Origin of the sequence: Microbacterium testaceum (assembly GCF_001476655.1) — a bacterium.
Classification (GTDB): domain Bacteria; phylum Actinomycetota; class Actinomycetes; order Actinomycetales; family Microbacteriaceae; genus Microbacterium; species Microbacterium testaceum_C.
This window is the reverse complement of the sequence record NZ_LDRT01000111.1, coordinates 1-14,662: the sequence shown is the minus strand read 5'-3', so window position 1 is coordinate 14,662 and position 14,662 is coordinate 1. Positions and strand designations below refer to the sequence as shown.

Here is a 14,662-nt window from a genome sequence, read left to right as displayed (position 1 = left end):
CGCCGACACCCCCGCTCCCACCCCGAGCGGTGCTCCCGATGCTGTACCCGACACCATCTCCGGCCACGACCGCGTCGTGACCCGCACCCTCTTGGAGGAGCCACGAACGACAACCTCGGTGCCGCCACGGCACCCGCGAACTCCGGCGCCAAGCTCGCCCGCACCCTGGGGCTCTGGTCGATCGTCGGCCTGGGCCTGGGGTACATGACCCCGACGGTGATCTTCGACACGTTCGGCAACGTCGCAGAAAAGACCGACAACGTCGTGCCCGCGGCCTACGCAGTCGCCCTCGTCGTCCTGATCTTCACCGCCATCAGCTACGGCAAGATGGTGCGCGTCATTCCCAGCGCGGGTTCCGCGTACACCTACGCCCGCGAGTCGATCCACCCCGGCGTGGGATTCGTCGTCGGATGGACCGCGCTCATCGACTACATGCTGCTGCCGATGGTGAACGCCCTCATCCTTCGCAGTTACATGGAGGCGCTGTTCCCCGACATTCCCGGCTGGATCTGGGTCGTCGTCTTCACCGCCGGCGTCACGATCGTGATCTACCTGACGATGCGCGGCACCTCGAACGTCAACATGATTCTGCTGGTGTTCTCGATCCTCGTGATGACGGTGTTCGTGGTGATGGTCGCCGTGCAGCTGGTCGGTGGAGCCGGTGCCGGAACCCCGGTGTCGATCGCCCCCTTCGTCCACCCCGAGGTGCAGTTCGGCGCGGTGCTGGCCGGCGCCACCGTCGTGTGCTTCTCGTTCATCGGATTCGACGCGGTGTCGATGTACTCCGAAGAAGCGAAGACCCCGAAGATCATGCCTCGGGCGATCCTGCTCACCCTCGTTGTGGGCGGGCTCATCTTCTTGGTCGCGTCATACTTCACCCAGCTGCGCTTCCCCGACTCGGCGGCTTTCCCGCCCGAGGCGATCGAAGACAGCACGCTGCCCGAGATCGGCGTGCAGGTCGGTGGCCCGGTGCTGCAGGCCGTCCTGACCGCTGCGGGGTTCGCGGCGACCCTCGCCTCGTGGCTCGCCTCGCACGCCTCGGTCTCGCGCATGTTGATGGTGATGGGCCGCAACAACGTGCTGCCGCGCCGCGTTTTCGGCTTCGTCAACCCGAAGACGCACACGCCCACGATCTCGATCGTCATCGTGGGTCTTGTCAGCCTGCTCGCGATCTCGTTCACGCTGCAGCAGATCTCGGCCTACATCAACTACGGCGCTCTCGTGGCCTTCTCGTTCGTGAACCTCTCGGTGATCGGCTGGTTCGCTATCCGCAAGGGGCTGCGCAAGACGCCGGGTGACATCTTCCGCTACATCGTCATGCCGACGATCGGAGTGCTGCTGACCGGCCTGCTGTGGGTGAACCTCGACGCGCACGCGCTCATCGGGGGTCTCATCTGGACCGGTCTCGGTGTCGTGTACCTCGTGATCCTCACGCGCGGTTTCCGTCGGCCGATCGCCTCGTTCGACGAGAATCAGCCGGTCACCGGCGTCAACAAGACGTTCCCCGGGCCACGTTCGGAGGTCTGAGCGGCGCCCGCCCCTTGCGCGTCGGCCGCGGCATCCCTTTTCCGGGGTGTCGCGGCCGACTCACGTCCCGCGCTCCGGTGATCCGACGTACCCGAGTCCCCATGCGTGCCGCAGCACGGTCGACAGGCGAGACGGCTCCGGAGCGCGGGACAGGAGGCGAAAGGCCAGCGACCCGATACGGACGAACGCTCGCTGTGCCTCCCGGCACGGCGGGTAGTCTGCATCGATGCGTATGATCGACGGTTCCGACCGCGCCGAGTGGACCATCGACGTCGGTGGGCTGAGCCGCGGCGACCTGATCGCGCGGCTTGACGCATGTGGCATCCATCGCAATCCCTTCGCCGAGATCCTCCTCGCGGATGCCGTCTTCGACGACGCCGCGCACGAGACCGTCGCGGTGGTGGAGAGATCCGTTTCCGACCTGGGATTTCCCGATGGCGCGACCCTGCCGGACGTCTTCGGCGCGGCCGCCCGGCACGGTCTCGGGCTCTGCCCGCCGATCACCGCACCGTACCTGCGGCTCGCCACGCTCGATCAGGCGAGCGCTCCGGACAGCATCTTGAGCACCGGCCGCGCGCCGACCGGCTCACTCCACGTCGCGTCGCCGCCGCTTCGGGCCGACCACGACTACCCCAAGGGCTTCTACCTGCGCGTCATCGACGGCGTGCCGTGGCTGCGCGGGTATCGCTGCGACGACGAGTACGTGCTGTCGCCGGGCGATCGCCTCGCGTTCCGGGTTCTCGGGAGCGGGCCGAACTCCTGAATTCCGAGGCCGACTCGCGCCGGGCTGCGCCGAAGCAGCTCTCCCCGCGCGGTTTCTCAGGAGTTTCGCACGCCCCGGCTCGGACCCCACGCGCGGCTCCGGCCCGCGCCCGGCTCGGACCCACGCCCGGCTCCGGCCCACGCCCGGCTCGGACCCACGCCCGGCTCCGGCCCACGCCCGGCTCGGACCCCACGCCCGGCTCCGGCCCGCGCCCGAGCGGCAGCCCGCGCTCACCGTTCGAACGGCGTGACGGCACCGAGGACGACCGTCTCGGCGTCGTGTCCGTTCGCCCACCAGTGCGGCTCCGAGCAGCCGTACGTGACGGTGTCGCCCGCGCGCAGCTCGACGCGGCGGTCCGCCTGACACACCACGAGCACACCCGACTCGACGGTGACCGTCTCGGTGCCGATGTGCCGGAACGGACGGGCCTCGTTCGAGAACCCCGCGGGCAGCGTCGAACGGATCAACTGGAGCATCGACTCGCCGCGAGGCGTCAGCAGTTCGCGCAGAGCCCGCTGGGACGCGGGAGCGTCGACGGCGACAGGCATGACGTGCCGCTTCGCGCGGGTCACCACGGCCAGGGGCGCCGCCGGTTCGTCCAGCAGCTGGGCGACCGGGATGCCGAGGGCCCCGGCGAGGCGCTGGAGGGACTGCAGCGACGGGTTGCCGAGCCCGCGCTCGAGCTGGCTGACCAGGCCGAAGCTCACGCCTGCCTTCTCGGACAGCGCCTGGACGCTCAGACCGAGACGCTTGCGGGCGTCGCGCACCGCGGCACCGAGGGTCTCGACGGTGCGCTGCTCATCGGCATCCGTGGCTCTGGTCATGACCGTGCCAGCGTATCGAGAACCGCGCGGTCCTTCGCCGCGCGACGATCGTTCGCGCGCGTCACGCGCGTACCCGCGGACCGTCCGGCGGCACGGCCGCGAGCAGGGCGCGGGTGTACTCCTCACGCGGGTCGGCGAACAGCTCGGCCGCGGGCCCGGCTTCCACCACGACCCCGTCCTTCAGCACGACGACATCGTGGCTCATCTGCTGCACGATGGCGAGGTCGTGCGCGATGAAGAGGTACGTCAGCCCCTGCTCGACCTGGAGGCGCCGCAGCAGCGTCAGCACGCGCGCCTGCACCGAGACGTCGAGCGATGCCGTGGCCTCGTCGAGGATCACCAGCTCGGGCTCGAGCGCCAGGGCGCGGGCGATCGACACCCGTTGACGCTGTCCGCCGGAGAGCTCGTGCGGGTAGCGCTCGGCGAAGACGGGGTCGAGGTCGACGAGCTCGAGGAGCTCCCGCACGCGCGCCGCGCGAGACGCCGCGGTCGGTCCCCCGAGCCGGTGCACGCGCAGCGGCTCGGCGATCGCGTCGGCCACGGTCCGGCGGGGATCGATCGAGGCGAACGGGTCCTGGAACACCATCGCGATGCGCCGACGGTCGCGACGTCGGGCGCGCAGCGCATCGCGGACGCCCGGGCCCTCGGCATCCACCAGCGTCGCCGTCCCCGCGTGCGGGGCGAGGAGCCCGGTCAGGGCGTTCGCGATCGTCGACTTGCCCGAGCCGGACTCGCCCACGAGCGCGAGGGTCGTGCCCCGCCGGACGGTGAACGACACGTCGTCGACCGCGTGCACCGTCCGTCGACCCGCGGGCGTGTGCACGGCGAAACGCACGTCGAGTCCCGCGACCTCGAGCAGGGGCGCGGCGGCCGGCTCGGGTGCGGGCCCTGCGCCGGCGACCACGCGCGGGCGGGCCGCGAGCAGTTCCCTCGTGTAGGCGTGCTGCGGGTCGGCGTACACCGCCGCGAGGGGCCTCTGCTCGACGGCCTCGCCGTGACGCAGCACGAGGACGTCGTCGGCGACCTGGCCGATGACGCCGAGGTCGTGGCTGATCCAGACGACGGCGGTGCCGCGGTCGTGCTGCAGTTGCTGCACGAGCTCGATGATCTGCGCCTGCGTGGTGACGTCGAGCGCGGTGGTCGGCTCGTCGGCGACGAGCAGCGCGGGGTCGCACGCGAGCGCGATCGCGATCATGACGCGCTGACGCTGACCGCCCGAGAACTGGTGGGGGTAGGCATCGACCCGCGACGCCGGGTCCGGGATGCCGACGGCCTCGAGCAGGGCGATGGCTCGCGTGTGCGCGGCCCGCCGCGACAGACCCCGGTGGGTCTCGAGCGATTCCGCGATCTGCCGCCCGACGGTCAGGTACGGGTTGAGCGAAGTGGACGGGTCCTGGAAGACGAAGCCGACGGCGTCGCCGTGCACCGAGCGCAGCACGCGGTCGGTGGCTCCCACGAGCTCGACGGGGGCGGCATCCGGGGCCGTGCGCAGCACGCTGGACCCGACGACCCGACGGCCGGGAGCGTCGATGAGCCCCGTCGCGGCGAGAACCGTGAGCGACTTGCCCGAGCCGGACTCGCCCACGATGCCGAGGGTCTGCTCGCGCTCGACCGAGAAGTCGAGCCCTCGAACGATCGGGGTCTGGCCGATCGCGACGCGGAGGTCGCGCACATCGAGAACGGTCATCGCGAACCCGCCCTTCCTGTCGGGGTCTGGCCGATCGCGACGCGGAGGTCGCGCACATCGAGAACGGTCATCGCGGGTTCTCCTGGGTTGTCGGGGCCGGATCGACGAGGGACTTCCTTCGACGGCGCTCACCCTGCCGCGCCTCGATGAGGGTCCGCTGTCGGGGGTCGAGCCCGTCGCGCAGCCCGTCGCCGAGCAGGTTGAAGGCGAGGGCCGTGACGAAGATCGCCGCCCCGGGGAACACGCTCATCCACCAGGCCTGCGCGAGGAACCCCTGCGCGGTGAACAGCATCCCGCCCCACGACGGCGCCGGGGGCTGGATGCCGAGCCCCAGGAACGACAGCGCGGCCTCGGACAGGATCGCGAAGGCCAGCGACAGGGAGGTCTGCACGACGATCGGCCCGCCGATGTTGGGCAGCACGTGCCGCACGAGGATCACGGGAGCGGGGGTGCCCATCGTGCGCGAGACCTGCACGAACGCAGAGGTGCGCAGCGACAGCGTGCTCGCACGGGCGACGCGGGCGAAGATCGGCGTGTAGACGACGCCGATGGCGATGATGGTGGTCACCATGCCCGGCTGGAAGATCGCGATGATCGCCAGAGCCAGCAGCAGCACGGGGAAGGCGAACATCACGTCGACCACGCGCATGAGCGCCGCGTCGACCCAGCCACCCCGGTATCCGGCCACGACGCCGAGCACGAGGCCCAGGACGAGCGCGATCGCGACGGCGGTGACCGCGATCGTGAGGGAGGTCGAGCCGGCCAGCAGCACGCGGGAGAGCACGTCGCGGCCGAGTTCGTCGGTTCCGAACCAGTGCGAGGGACTCGGCGGGGTGAGGGCGTTGGCGACATCGATCTGGTTGACGCCGTAGGGAGCGATCCATGGCGCCAGGACGGCCGCGAGCACGACGACGGCGAGGGCGACGGCCGCAGCGACGGTCAGGGGGTTGGCCGCGAGGAGGCGCCAGGACTTCACGCGCCCGGACGCGGGAGGGACGGCGGACGCGGGGGTGGCGGAGGGCTCGGTGACACTCATGCGGCTCGGATCCTCGGGTCGACGACGGCGTAGAGCACGTCCACGATCAGGTTGACGACGATGAACATCACGGCGACGAGCAGCACGGCCCCCTGGATGAGCGGGTAGTCGCGTGCGGCGACGGCGTCGTAGACGAGCCGGCCCAGGCCCGGCCACGCGAAGACGACCTCGACGACGATCACGCCGCCGAGGATCGTGGCGAGCTGGATGCCGGCGATCGTCAGGACGGGGACCAGAGCGCCGCGCACGATGTGGCGCGAGACGACGACACGGCGGGGCAGGCCCTTCGACACCGCGGTGCGGATGTACCCGGCCGAGGCGACGTCGATGACGGCCGCGCGGATGTAACGCGTCATGATGGCTCCCGCGACCAGGCCCACCGTGAGACCGGGGAGCGTCACCTGGCGGAGCCACCCGGCAGGATCGTCGGCGAAGGCGACGTAGCCGCTCGCCGGGAGCAGGCCCAGCGTGACGGAGAAGAGCGAGATGAGCAGCAGCGCGAGCCAGAAGTCCGGCACCGAGACGCCGAACTGGCTGGTGAGGCGCACGATGACGTCGCTGACGCGTCCCTCCCGCAGCGCGGAGTACACCCCGGCGGGCACGGCGATGACGAGGGCGATGACAAGGCCCACCAGGGCGAGCGAGATGGTCGCGGGAAGGCGTTCCCCGAGCGTGGTCGTCACGGCCTGGCCGTTGCGGAAGCTCACCCCGAGGTCGCCGGTCACCGCGTGCCCGATGTAGGAGAGGAACTGTTCGGGCAGAGGGCGATCGAGACCGGATGCCGCCCGCAGCGCGCCGTACGCCTCCGGCGTGTAACGCGTGCCGAGCGCCAGTCGCACCGGGTCGCCGGGCACGAGGTGCACGAGGGCGAACACGACGATCAGCACGCCGAGCAGCACGATGGCTGATGAGAGCAGGCGCGCGCCGAGGAAGCGCGCCAGCTGCGCGGGGGCGACCCTCATGGAATCACTCTCCTTGTGAGAACGGACGAGACGGTCGAAACCGACCGGGCGGGTGCGACCGCGGGGGCACCGGCATCCGGCACCCCCGCGGCGGGTGTCACTTGTCGAGGCGAGCGCCGTCGAAGCGGATCGCGCGATCCGCGCGCGTCTCGTAGCCCGAGACCTTCGGTGACCAGACCTGCAGCACCGACGGGTTGTAGAGGTAGATGTAGCTGGCCTTGTCGGCGATGATCGTCGCGGCCTGCGCGTAGAGATCCTTGCGCGTGTCCTTGTCGGTCTCGACCCGGCCGGCGTCGAGCAGCTTGTCGACCTCGGCGTCCGAGAACTTCTGCGCGTTGCTGGCCCCACCGGTGTGGTGCTGCGAGTAGTAGAAGTCGTCGGGGTCGATGTTGCCGAGCCAGCCCATCATGAGCATGTCGAAGTTGCCGGAGTTCTGCTCGTCGAGCCACGTCGAGAAGTCGGGCTGGCGGATCTGCACCTGGATGCCGAGCGGTTCGAGGTTCGCGGCGATGATCTGGGCGGCGGTCACCGTCTCGGGGTAGTCGCTCGTGGCGAGCAGGTCGAGCGTGCCGCCGGTGAACCCGGATTCGCCTAGGAGAGACTTCGCCTTGTCGAGGTCGGTGGAGTAGGTGTTGTACTCGGTGTACCAGAAGCTCTGCTTCGGGATGGCCAGCTGGTTCTGCTCGGCGGTGCCGTAGCTGACGGCCTGGATGATGGCATCCCGATCGATCGCGTACGCGACGGCCTGCCGCACGCGCACGTCGTTCCACGGGGCCTTGGCCTCGTTGAGGGCGAGGTACCAGTAGTCGCTCGACGGCGTCTGGCCGAGGGTGAGCGAGGTGTCGTTCTTCAGCTGCGCGACCTGCTGGGTGGGAACGACATCCGTCCAGTCGATGTCGCCGGCCTTGAGCGAGGCGAGGGCGGTGGCGGGCTCGGAGATGAAGCGGTACTCCACTCCCCCGATCTGGGGCGCACCACCCCAGTAGTCCGGGTTGGCCTTCAGCGTGATGTGGTCGCCGGCGACGTTCTCGCTCACCGAGAAGGGTCCGGTCCCGACGGGGGCGGTGGTGATGTCGCCCGACTCGACGTTGGCCTTCTCGACGATGGCCATGCCCTTGAACCCGCCGAGGTTCGACAGCAGGTTGGGGGTCGGCTGCGAGACCGTGATGACGACGGTCTTGTCGTCGGGGGCGCTGACGTCGCTGACGGTGGAGAACTTCCACGCGTTGGCGAGCTTCTCGTCGATGATGCGGCGATAGGAGTACACGACGTCTTCGCTGGTGAAGTCGGAGCCGTCTTGGAATTTCACGCCGTCGCGCAGCGTGAACGTCCACGTGAGCTGGTCGTCGCTCGTGGTCCAGCTCTCGGCGAGAGCCGGCTGCATCTCGAGGTTGGCGTCGGGCTGAACGAGGGTGTCGTAGACGTTCTCGAGCACCTCGAACGCGAAGTACGACGTCGTCTTCTGGGGGTCGAGCTGGTCGGGCTCGCCGCCGATCGCGGCGACGAGGGTCTGACCGGAGGCGGAGCCGGAGGCGCCGAGATCGACGCTCTGGCCCGCCGAGCAACCGGCGAGGGCGAGGACCGCGGCGAGCGCGCCGGCGATGCCGAGTGTGGTGCGCGATGTCATGTGAAGGCCAATCGGGTGAGCGGGTCATCATTTAGATGATGTTTCGATCAGTATGTGCAAGCATGGGGGCGGGCACAAGCCCGAGTCGGCCTCGAAACACGATCTTCACAAAGCCGCTCCGACCCGACCGCCCGTCTCTCGTCGACCCCTGGGAGCGCCCATGACCTTCACCGTCCTCGCCCGTGACACCCGTCGCGGACTGATCGGCGCCGCGACCGCGAGCCGCTCCCTCGCCGTGGGCGCGTCGGTGATCTCCGTCGACCCCGCGGTCGGAGCGGTGGCCAGTCAGGCATGGACGAATCGTGCGCTGCGCGGGCGCCTTCTCGCCGCGATGCGCGAGGGGCGCACGGCGGCCGATGCGGTGGCATCCGTCCCCCGCTGGGACGAGGGGCATGCGCTTCGTCAGGTCGCGGCGCTCGCGTGGACGTCCCCGGGAGCGGGCCGTTCGGGCGAGGAGATCAGCGCGTGGGCGGGTCATTCGACGACGACGGATGCCGTTCTCGCCGGCAACCTGCTGACCGGTCCCGAGGTGCTCGAGGCGATGAGCGCGGCGTGGGTCCACAGCCGTGGTGACCTCGCGGACCGGCTGCTCGAGGTGCTCCGGGCCGGGGAGGACGCCGGTGGCGACGCGCGGGGTCGGCAGAGCGCCGCGGTCCTCGTCGCGTCCCCGGCGGAGATCGTCCTCGACCTCCGCGTCGACGACCACGACGACCCGCTCGCCGAGCTCACGCGCCTGCGCCGGTTGTCCGCGCTCCCGGTCGAGGTCCCGCGAGCCCGTTCCGGGAGAGCCCCGCGGGCGTCGGCCGGTGACGTCACGGCGAGCTCATAGCCCGCTGCTACGTCGGCGCGCACATCCGGGGCGATGCTTTCGGGCGTGACTGAGACCCTCCCCCTCGCGCGCTGGTGGCGCGAACCCCTCTGGGCCAAGGGCGTCCTCGCCGCGATCCTCGCCGGCAGCGCCCTGTTGATGACCTGGAATCTGGCCCGAGGCGGCGACTTCGCGTTCTACGAAGCCGCGGCGCGATCGATGTCGGAGTCGTGGCGCGCCCTGCTCTTCGGCGCCTTCGACCCGGCGGGCACGGTCACGCTGGACAAGCTCGCCGGCTTCGCGGTGCCGCAGGCCCTCGCCATCCACCTCCTGGGCATGTCGACCTCCGCCGTGGCGCTGCCGCAGGTGATCGAGGGGCTGGTGACCGTGATGGCCTGCGCCGTCGTCGGACTCCGCGCGGGAGGCACCGGGGCCGGGCTGGTCGCGGCGCTCGCGGCGGCATCCACTCCGATCTTCGTGTCGATGTTCGGCCACCCCATGGAGGATGGCCTGCTCACCATGGCGCTCGCGGTCGCCCTGGTGTGGTGGCAGCGCGCGGTGCTGACCGCGAGGTGGTGGCCGCTGGTGATGGCGGCCGTCTTCGTCGGGGTGGGCTTCCAGGCCAAGATGATGTCGGCGTGGTTCGTGCTCCCCGCCCTCTTCGTGGGAACCGCGATCGCGGCCCCCACCCTCCGCCGCGGGCTGGCGCGCGCGGGCGTCCTCGTCGGGGCGAGCGTCGCCGCATCGATCGTGTGGATCACGGCGATCGCGCTCACCCCGTCCGGGGCGCGCCCGTTCATCGACGGGTCCACCGACGACGACGTCTTCGCCATGGTGTTCGGGTACAACGGTCTCGACCGCTTCGCACCGGGATCCGTTCCGGGCTCGGTGGGCGCGCCGACCGGGGGCGGGATCACCGAGGGGCTGACGGCGCTGGGCCGCGCGTTCGGTTCGCACGCCGGTGCCGCGGCGGACGCGGGCTCGTCACCGATGAAACTGCTCGAGATGCCTCTCGTGACGCAGATCGGCTGGCTGTATCCCGCGGCCCTTCTCGGGCTCGCCCTCGCCCTCTGGCGGTTCTGGCCGCGGCGCGGCCGGGAGCACGATCGGGCGCGGTGGGCTCTGGCGGTCGTCGCGGGGCTGTGGCTGGCCACCTCCGCGGTCGTGCTGTCGGCCACCAAGGTGCCCCACACCGCGTACGTCGCGGCGCTCGGCGTTCCGCTCGTGCTGCTGACGGCGATGGCGTGGAGCGAGGGATGCCGGCTCCTGCGGTCGCCCCGGCGCGCGGAGCGCCTGGTGCTGCCCGTTCTGCTCGTCGGGCAGGGCGCCTGGTGGAGCGTGCTGTCGCGCGAGGGCGATCTGCCCCTGGTTCTCGCGGTGGCCTCGTGCCTCGTGCTGGTCGCCGGTGTCGTGCTCGGTGCGATCGGCGCATGGTCGCCTCGCACTCGCCCCGCGCTCGCGCGCGTGCTGCCCGCCGCCCTCGCCCTGGCCCTCCTGTGCGCGCCCGTCGCGGCGAGTCTGCAGGTGCTCGACGCGAACCGCGACGGCAGCGGCGGCGACGCGTACGTGGGGATCCCCGCCCGCTCGGACCACCCCGACGAGAGCTTCGCGATCTCGGCACCCGCGTTCTGGGGCGGAACGCCCGCGATCTCCCCCGCCGTGGCCCAGCTCGTCGCGACGGCGCGCGCCGACGGGGGCGGCGCGGGCGGCGCTCCGCTCCTGGTGAGCGACACGTGGGCGATCTCGGCGCAGATCATCGACGCCACCGGGTCGAGCGTGCTGACGGACGGCGGCTACTCCGGTCACGTGCCGGTGTTCACCGCATCCGCCCTGCGGACGATGGAGCGGTCCGGGAGCGTGCACCTGTTCGCCGTGGCATCCGGTGCCTCCCCGTCAGACCCCGTCCGCGAGGTCGCCACGGGACCCGGATGCCACGAGGTGAAGGAGTGGAAGCTCGACGGTCACGGCGAAGGCGGCGAGGTGAACAAGGTGTCGGGAGTGACGCTGTACTCCTGCGAGGCGACGACGTGACGACGAGACGCGGGGAGTGGAACCTCGACGGCCACGGCGAAGACGGCGAGGTGAACAAGGTGTCGGGAGTGACGCTGTACTCCTGCGAGGCGACGACGTGACGCTCCTCCCGCCCCGATATCGCCCGTCTACTGCGCGACCGCGAAACTCGTCGTGACCGGATCGCTCGTGACGACGACGCCGGTGGGGAGGGTTCCCGTCGCCCCGACCTGAACGGTGTACGCGTGTCCGGCCTGCACGTCGAGGAAGACGGTCGAGGTGGTGAGGCCGGCGATCACGACCGGGTACACGCGCCCCGTCGTGGTGTCGGTCACGGTCGCCGAGAACGTGGTCACGGTGCCGATGTCGTTGATCGTCCAGGCCAGGGCTTCGCCGTCGGCGGTCGAGGTGGCCTGGACGGACAACACCCGGGGGACCCCGGGCAGCGCGGCGAAGATGTTCGGGGTGCCCGCGGGGAGCCCGGTGAGATGCCCGCTCGCGTCCGCCGGGGAGGTGAGTGCGGCCTTGACCTCGGTCTGCCCCCACGTGGGATGCTCCTGCAGCAGCCGCGCGGCGAGGCCGGCGACGTGAGGCGTGGCCATCGAGGTCCCGCTGATGGTGTTGGTCGACGATCCGATCCAGGTCGACGTGATGTCGGACCCCGGGGCGAAGAGCGTCACGCACGTGCCGAGATTGCTGTACCACGCGATGGTGCGCGTGGAGTCGATCGCGCCGACGGTGATCGCGGTCGGCTCGCTCGCCGGCGACACGTTGCAGGCATCCTGCGTCTCGTTGCCGGCGGCGACGGTGATGACGTACCCCTGGTCGACGCCGATCTGCACGAGTTGGTTCGCGGTGTCGTTCTTGGGCAGTTCGAGGCTCATCGTGATGACCGACTGCGCGCCGGTGTGGTTGTTGTAGATCCAGATCAGTCCGTACAGATACGCCAGGAGGGTTCCCTTCCCGTCGCAGCCCATCACGCGCACCGGCACGAGTCGGGTCTGTTTGGCGACACCGTACGTCGTGCTGCCCACGGTGCCCGCGACGTGGGTGCCGTGCCCGTTGCAGTCCTCGGTGCCGTTGCCGTCGTCGACCTCGGTGTGCCCGGCGGCCGCGTCGACGCGACCGTTGAAGTCGGGATGGGTGGATTGGATGCCGGTGTCGACGACGTACACCGTGGTGCCGGCGCCCGTGGTGTCGTACAGGTAGTGGTCGTCCGTCGTCGCGGCGGGAGTGTCGATCGCGTCGAGACCCCATGACGGCGCGGGCGTCTCATCGGAGGTCGCCTGGATCTCGGTGTTCGGGGTGATCGGGGCACCCGGGAAGGTCGCCCGCACGGCCTCGATCTGCTCCGCCGGCACGGCCACGTAGGCCGTTCCGGCGAGGGATTGCGCGCCGACGGCTCCCGGGGCGACCGTGTGGAGGACGTCGAGGCGGTCCTCAGGAACCTCGACGAGCGAGTACGAGAGCTCGATGCGACGGCGCTCGTCGTCGCTGGCTCCCGGGGGCACGGGGACCTGCTCGGCGAAGGTCGGCGCCTCGGCGGACCCGCTCGGTGTCGCGACCGCGGCGCGCGGCGCGTCGGGAGCGGACGCGTCGAGGGAGGACACGGAACCCACCAGACGGACGGCACCGACGATTCCGAGCACGACGGCGAGACCGGCGAGCGCGGCGAGCGGCCACCGGCGGGGACGAGGGGTGGTCGACATGGGTCGCCTCCGGGTTCGGGATCGGTGAGTCACGGTGAGCGGAGTCGGGCGGGCAAGGCGGGACGGTCAGCGGAATGGTCGGGGAGGGCAGGGCGGTTCACGTCAGCGCCTTCCGGTCAGCACGTCGCGGCCGGAGCGGCGAGCGGGACGACGACGCGCGACGCGCCCGCGGCGGCGGCGACGGGCTGGCCGCACTGCGCCACGTCGGACGCCACCGCTCCGACGTCCGCCTGATAGACGCTCGTGCCGGACAGAAAGAGGTCCGCGCCCACCGGGGTCGCGCCCGACGGCACCTGGGTCACGGTCCGGACGCTCCCACCCGAGACGAAGAACACCGCGGCGTCGCCGCCGGAGGTGCGCACGGGGAGCAGTCGCTGCCCCCCGTAGTACGGGTTGGGGGTCAGTGTGCCCCACCTCGCGATCCCCGACGCGACGGCTCCGAGGCCGTAGGGGTTCGAGCCGTCCCAGCTCGCGCGATACAGCGTCCCGCCCGAGGAGAACAGGTCGCCCGCGACGGGCGTGGATCCGGAGGGAGGGGCGTCGGGCTGACCGTACGAGGCCACGGTGCGCACCTCGTCGGCCGGCGAGCGGTAGAGGCGCGGAGTTCCATCGGTCGCGCGGAAGGGGAGTTCGAACTGCCCGGTCGGCCCGCTCCCCTGCTCGTGTTCGACGAGCTGTCCCCACTCGGCGACATCGGATGCCACGGCGGAACCGCCGCGGTACAGCGTCGCGCCCGAGAGGAACAGGTCGGCCGCCACCGGCGTCGCTCCCGAGGGTGTGCCGGTGGCGGGTGTCGACGCATTGGTCGCCGTGTCGAAGACGACAGCGGATCCGTCGGCGAGCCGGAGGGGCAGGAGAGAGGACCCGGTGCGGGTGGGCGCCTCGACGAGCGCCCCGACGGCGGCGACCGCGGTCTGCACGGCGCCGACACCGTGTCGGTACAGGGTCGCACCGAGGAGGAAGAGTTCTCCCGCGACGGGGGTCGCCCCCGCCGGGACGTCGGTCACGGCGGTCGTCCCCCGGGGGCTGGACAGCAGGCGGAGGGCGGGGAGGGCGGACAGCGTCGCGGTGGCCGGCGTCGCCGACGCCGCGGAGGCGGTGAGGGTTCCCGCGGCGCCCGAGCTCGGCACGCGGATCTCGCCGCACGCTGCGCTCCCCGAGGAGTCGGTGGTGACCACGGCCGAGGTCGAGCCGTCGGAGAACGTGTACCAGCCGCTCAGCTGCAGGGTCACGACCACACCGGCGGCGGCCGCGCCGCCCGATGAGGCTTCGACCGATGCACCCGTGATCACGTCGCATGCGGCCGCCTGGTACGACGACGACGAGAACCGCAGCGAGGTCCCCGACGCCGCGGCGGCCGCGGGGGTGGCAGCGACCATCACCACGACGGGCACGGCCCAGACAGCCGAGGCGATCGCTGCTCGCCGCGAGGGGGCGACCCCCGCCTGACGGGGTGGTCGGGGAACGGCGTCGGGGCTGTCGATCACCGGGAGTCCTTCCCTCGGAGCAGACGCGCGCCGGACCGGAGTCGTGGGCACGCGGCGTGCCCGCCACTGTCGCAGGGTGCGACGGCGACAGCGTTCGTCGGCCCGTCGTCCGGGGATGGTGAAGCACACGACCTCCGCGTCGGAGAAGGCTCTGGGCACGGCGCCCGACACAGGGTCTGCCCGCGCCGCGGACGGCGGTTCACCCGACGGCTCATCTCCGAT

The 14,662-nt window shown here is 71.2% G+C and carries 12 protein-coding genes; 5 read left to right on the top strand and 7 right to left on the bottom strand.

What is annotated here, in order from left to right:
• Positions 1 to 165: 165 nt before the first annotated feature.
• Positions 166 to 1,527, top strand: coding sequence for an APC family permease (locus NS220_RS14350; protein ID WP_081323196.1), 1,362 nt, complete (start codon positions 166 to 168; stop codon positions 1,525 to 1,527).
• Between the two features lie 226 nt (positions 1,528 to 1,753).
• Entirely contained in the window at positions 1,754 to 2,290 is a 537-nt protein-coding gene (locus NS220_RS14345; RefSeq protein WP_058624713.1) for a hypothetical protein, read from the top strand.
• Between the two features lie 230 nt (positions 2,291 to 2,520).
• Here NS220_RS14345 and NS220_RS14340 read toward each other — a convergent pair whose 3' ends face one another.
• From NS220_RS14340 to NS220_RS14320, 5 genes are all read right to left on the bottom strand, one after another.
• Positions 2,521 to 3,114: a helix-turn-helix domain-containing protein gene (locus NS220_RS14340; RefSeq protein ID WP_058624712.1), complete on the bottom strand. Its 594-nt coding sequence runs from the start codon at positions 3,112 to 3,114 to the stop codon at positions 2,521 to 2,523.
• Between the two features lie 61 nt (positions 3,115 to 3,175).
• Positions 3,176 to 4,801, bottom strand: coding sequence for a dipeptide ABC transporter ATP-binding protein (locus NS220_RS14335; protein ID WP_058624711.1), 1,626 nt, complete (start codon positions 4,799 to 4,801; stop codon positions 3,176 to 3,178).
• A gap of 67 nt (positions 4,802 to 4,868) precedes the next feature.
• Positions 4,869 to 5,837 (bottom strand): ABC transporter permease, encoded by a 969-nt coding sequence (locus tag NS220_RS14330; protein ID WP_058624710.1) that lies wholly within the window; start codon positions 5,835 to 5,837, stop codon positions 4,869 to 4,871.
• Entirely contained in the window at positions 5,834 to 6,799 is a 966-nt protein-coding gene (locus tag NS220_RS14325) for an ABC transporter permease (RefSeq protein ID WP_058624709.1), read from the bottom strand. The genes NS220_RS14330 and NS220_RS14325 overlap by 4 nt, the downstream gene beginning before the upstream one ends.
• A 97-nt stretch (positions 6,800 to 6,896) precedes the next feature.
• Positions 6,897 to 8,426 carry an ABC transporter substrate-binding protein gene (locus NS220_RS14320; RefSeq protein WP_058624708.1) on the bottom strand — a complete coding sequence of 510 codons (1,530 nt, stop codon included), beginning with the start codon at positions 8,424 to 8,426 and terminating at the stop codon, positions 6,897 to 6,899.
• Positions 8,427 to 8,586: 160 nt separating this feature from the next.
• On the opposite strand from NS220_RS14320, the gene NS220_RS14315 reads away from it, so the two are divergent.
• Entirely contained in the window at positions 8,587 to 9,255 is a 669-nt protein-coding gene (locus tag NS220_RS14315; protein WP_058624707.1) for a DUF1028 domain-containing protein, read from the top strand.
• Between the two features lie 45 nt (positions 9,256 to 9,300).
• Positions 9,301 to 11,265 carry a glycosyltransferase family 39 protein gene (locus NS220_RS14310; RefSeq protein ID WP_058624706.1) on the top strand — a complete coding sequence of 655 codons (1,965 nt, stop codon included), beginning with the start codon at positions 9,301 to 9,303 and terminating at the stop codon, positions 11,263 to 11,265.
• Between the two features lie 128 nt (positions 11,266 to 11,393).
• Here NS220_RS14310 and NS220_RS14305 read toward each other — a convergent pair whose 3' ends face one another.
• Both NS220_RS14305 and NS220_RS14300 read right to left on the bottom strand, forming a co-directional pair.
• Complete coding sequence (locus NS220_RS14305; RefSeq protein WP_058624705.1) at positions 11,394 to 12,953, bottom strand: S8 family peptidase; 1,560 nt, start codon at positions 12,951 to 12,953, stop codon at positions 11,394 to 11,396.
• Positions 12,954 to 13,069: 116 nt separating this feature from the next.
• Positions 13,070 to 14,245, bottom strand: coding sequence for a hypothetical protein (locus tag NS220_RS14300; protein WP_058624704.1), 1,176 nt, complete (start codon positions 14,243 to 14,245; stop codon positions 13,070 to 13,072).
• Between NS220_RS14300 and NS220_RS20430 the strand changes: the two genes are divergently transcribed.
• Positions 14,238 to 14,402, top strand: a complete 165-nt coding sequence (locus NS220_RS20430; RefSeq protein ID WP_206543031.1) for a hypothetical protein — start codon at positions 14,238 to 14,240, stop codon at positions 14,400 to 14,402. The two genes, NS220_RS14300 and NS220_RS20430, sit on opposite strands and share 8 nt — an antisense overlap.
• The last annotated feature ends 260 nt before the right edge of the window (positions 14,403 to 14,662 follow it).

Excerpts from the sequence above, each read along its gene's own strand:
- NS220_RS14305 (WP_058624705.1), bottom strand. The coding sequence starts at position 12,953 with ATGTCGACCACCCCTCGTCCCCGCCGGTGGCCGCTCGCCGCGCTCGCC.
- NS220_RS14335 (WP_058624711.1), bottom strand. The coding sequence starts at position 4,801 with ATGACCGTTCTCGATGTGCGCGACCTCCGCGTCGCGATCGGCCAGACC.
- NS220_RS14325 (WP_058624709.1), bottom strand. The coding sequence starts at position 6,799 with ATGAGGGTCGCCCCCGCGCAGCTGGCGCGCTTCCTCGGCGCGCGCCTG.
- NS220_RS14330 (WP_058624710.1), bottom strand. The coding sequence starts at position 5,837 with ATGAGTGTCACCGAGCCCTCCGCCACCCCCGCGTCCGCCGTCCCTCCC.
- NS220_RS14315 (WP_058624707.1), top strand. The coding sequence starts at position 8,587 with ATGACCTTCACCGTCCTCGCCCGTGACACCCGTCGCGGACTGATCGGC.
- NS220_RS14345 (WP_058624713.1), top strand. The coding sequence starts at position 1,754 with ATGCGTATGATCGACGGTTCCGACCGCGCCGAGTGGACCATCGACGTC.
- NS220_RS14320 (WP_058624708.1), bottom strand. The coding sequence starts at position 8,426 with ATGACATCGCGCACCACACTCGGCATCGCCGGCGCGCTCGCCGCGGTC.
- NS220_RS14340 (WP_058624712.1), bottom strand. The coding sequence starts at position 3,114 with ATGACCAGAGCCACGGATGCCGATGAGCAGCGCACCGTCGAGACCCTC.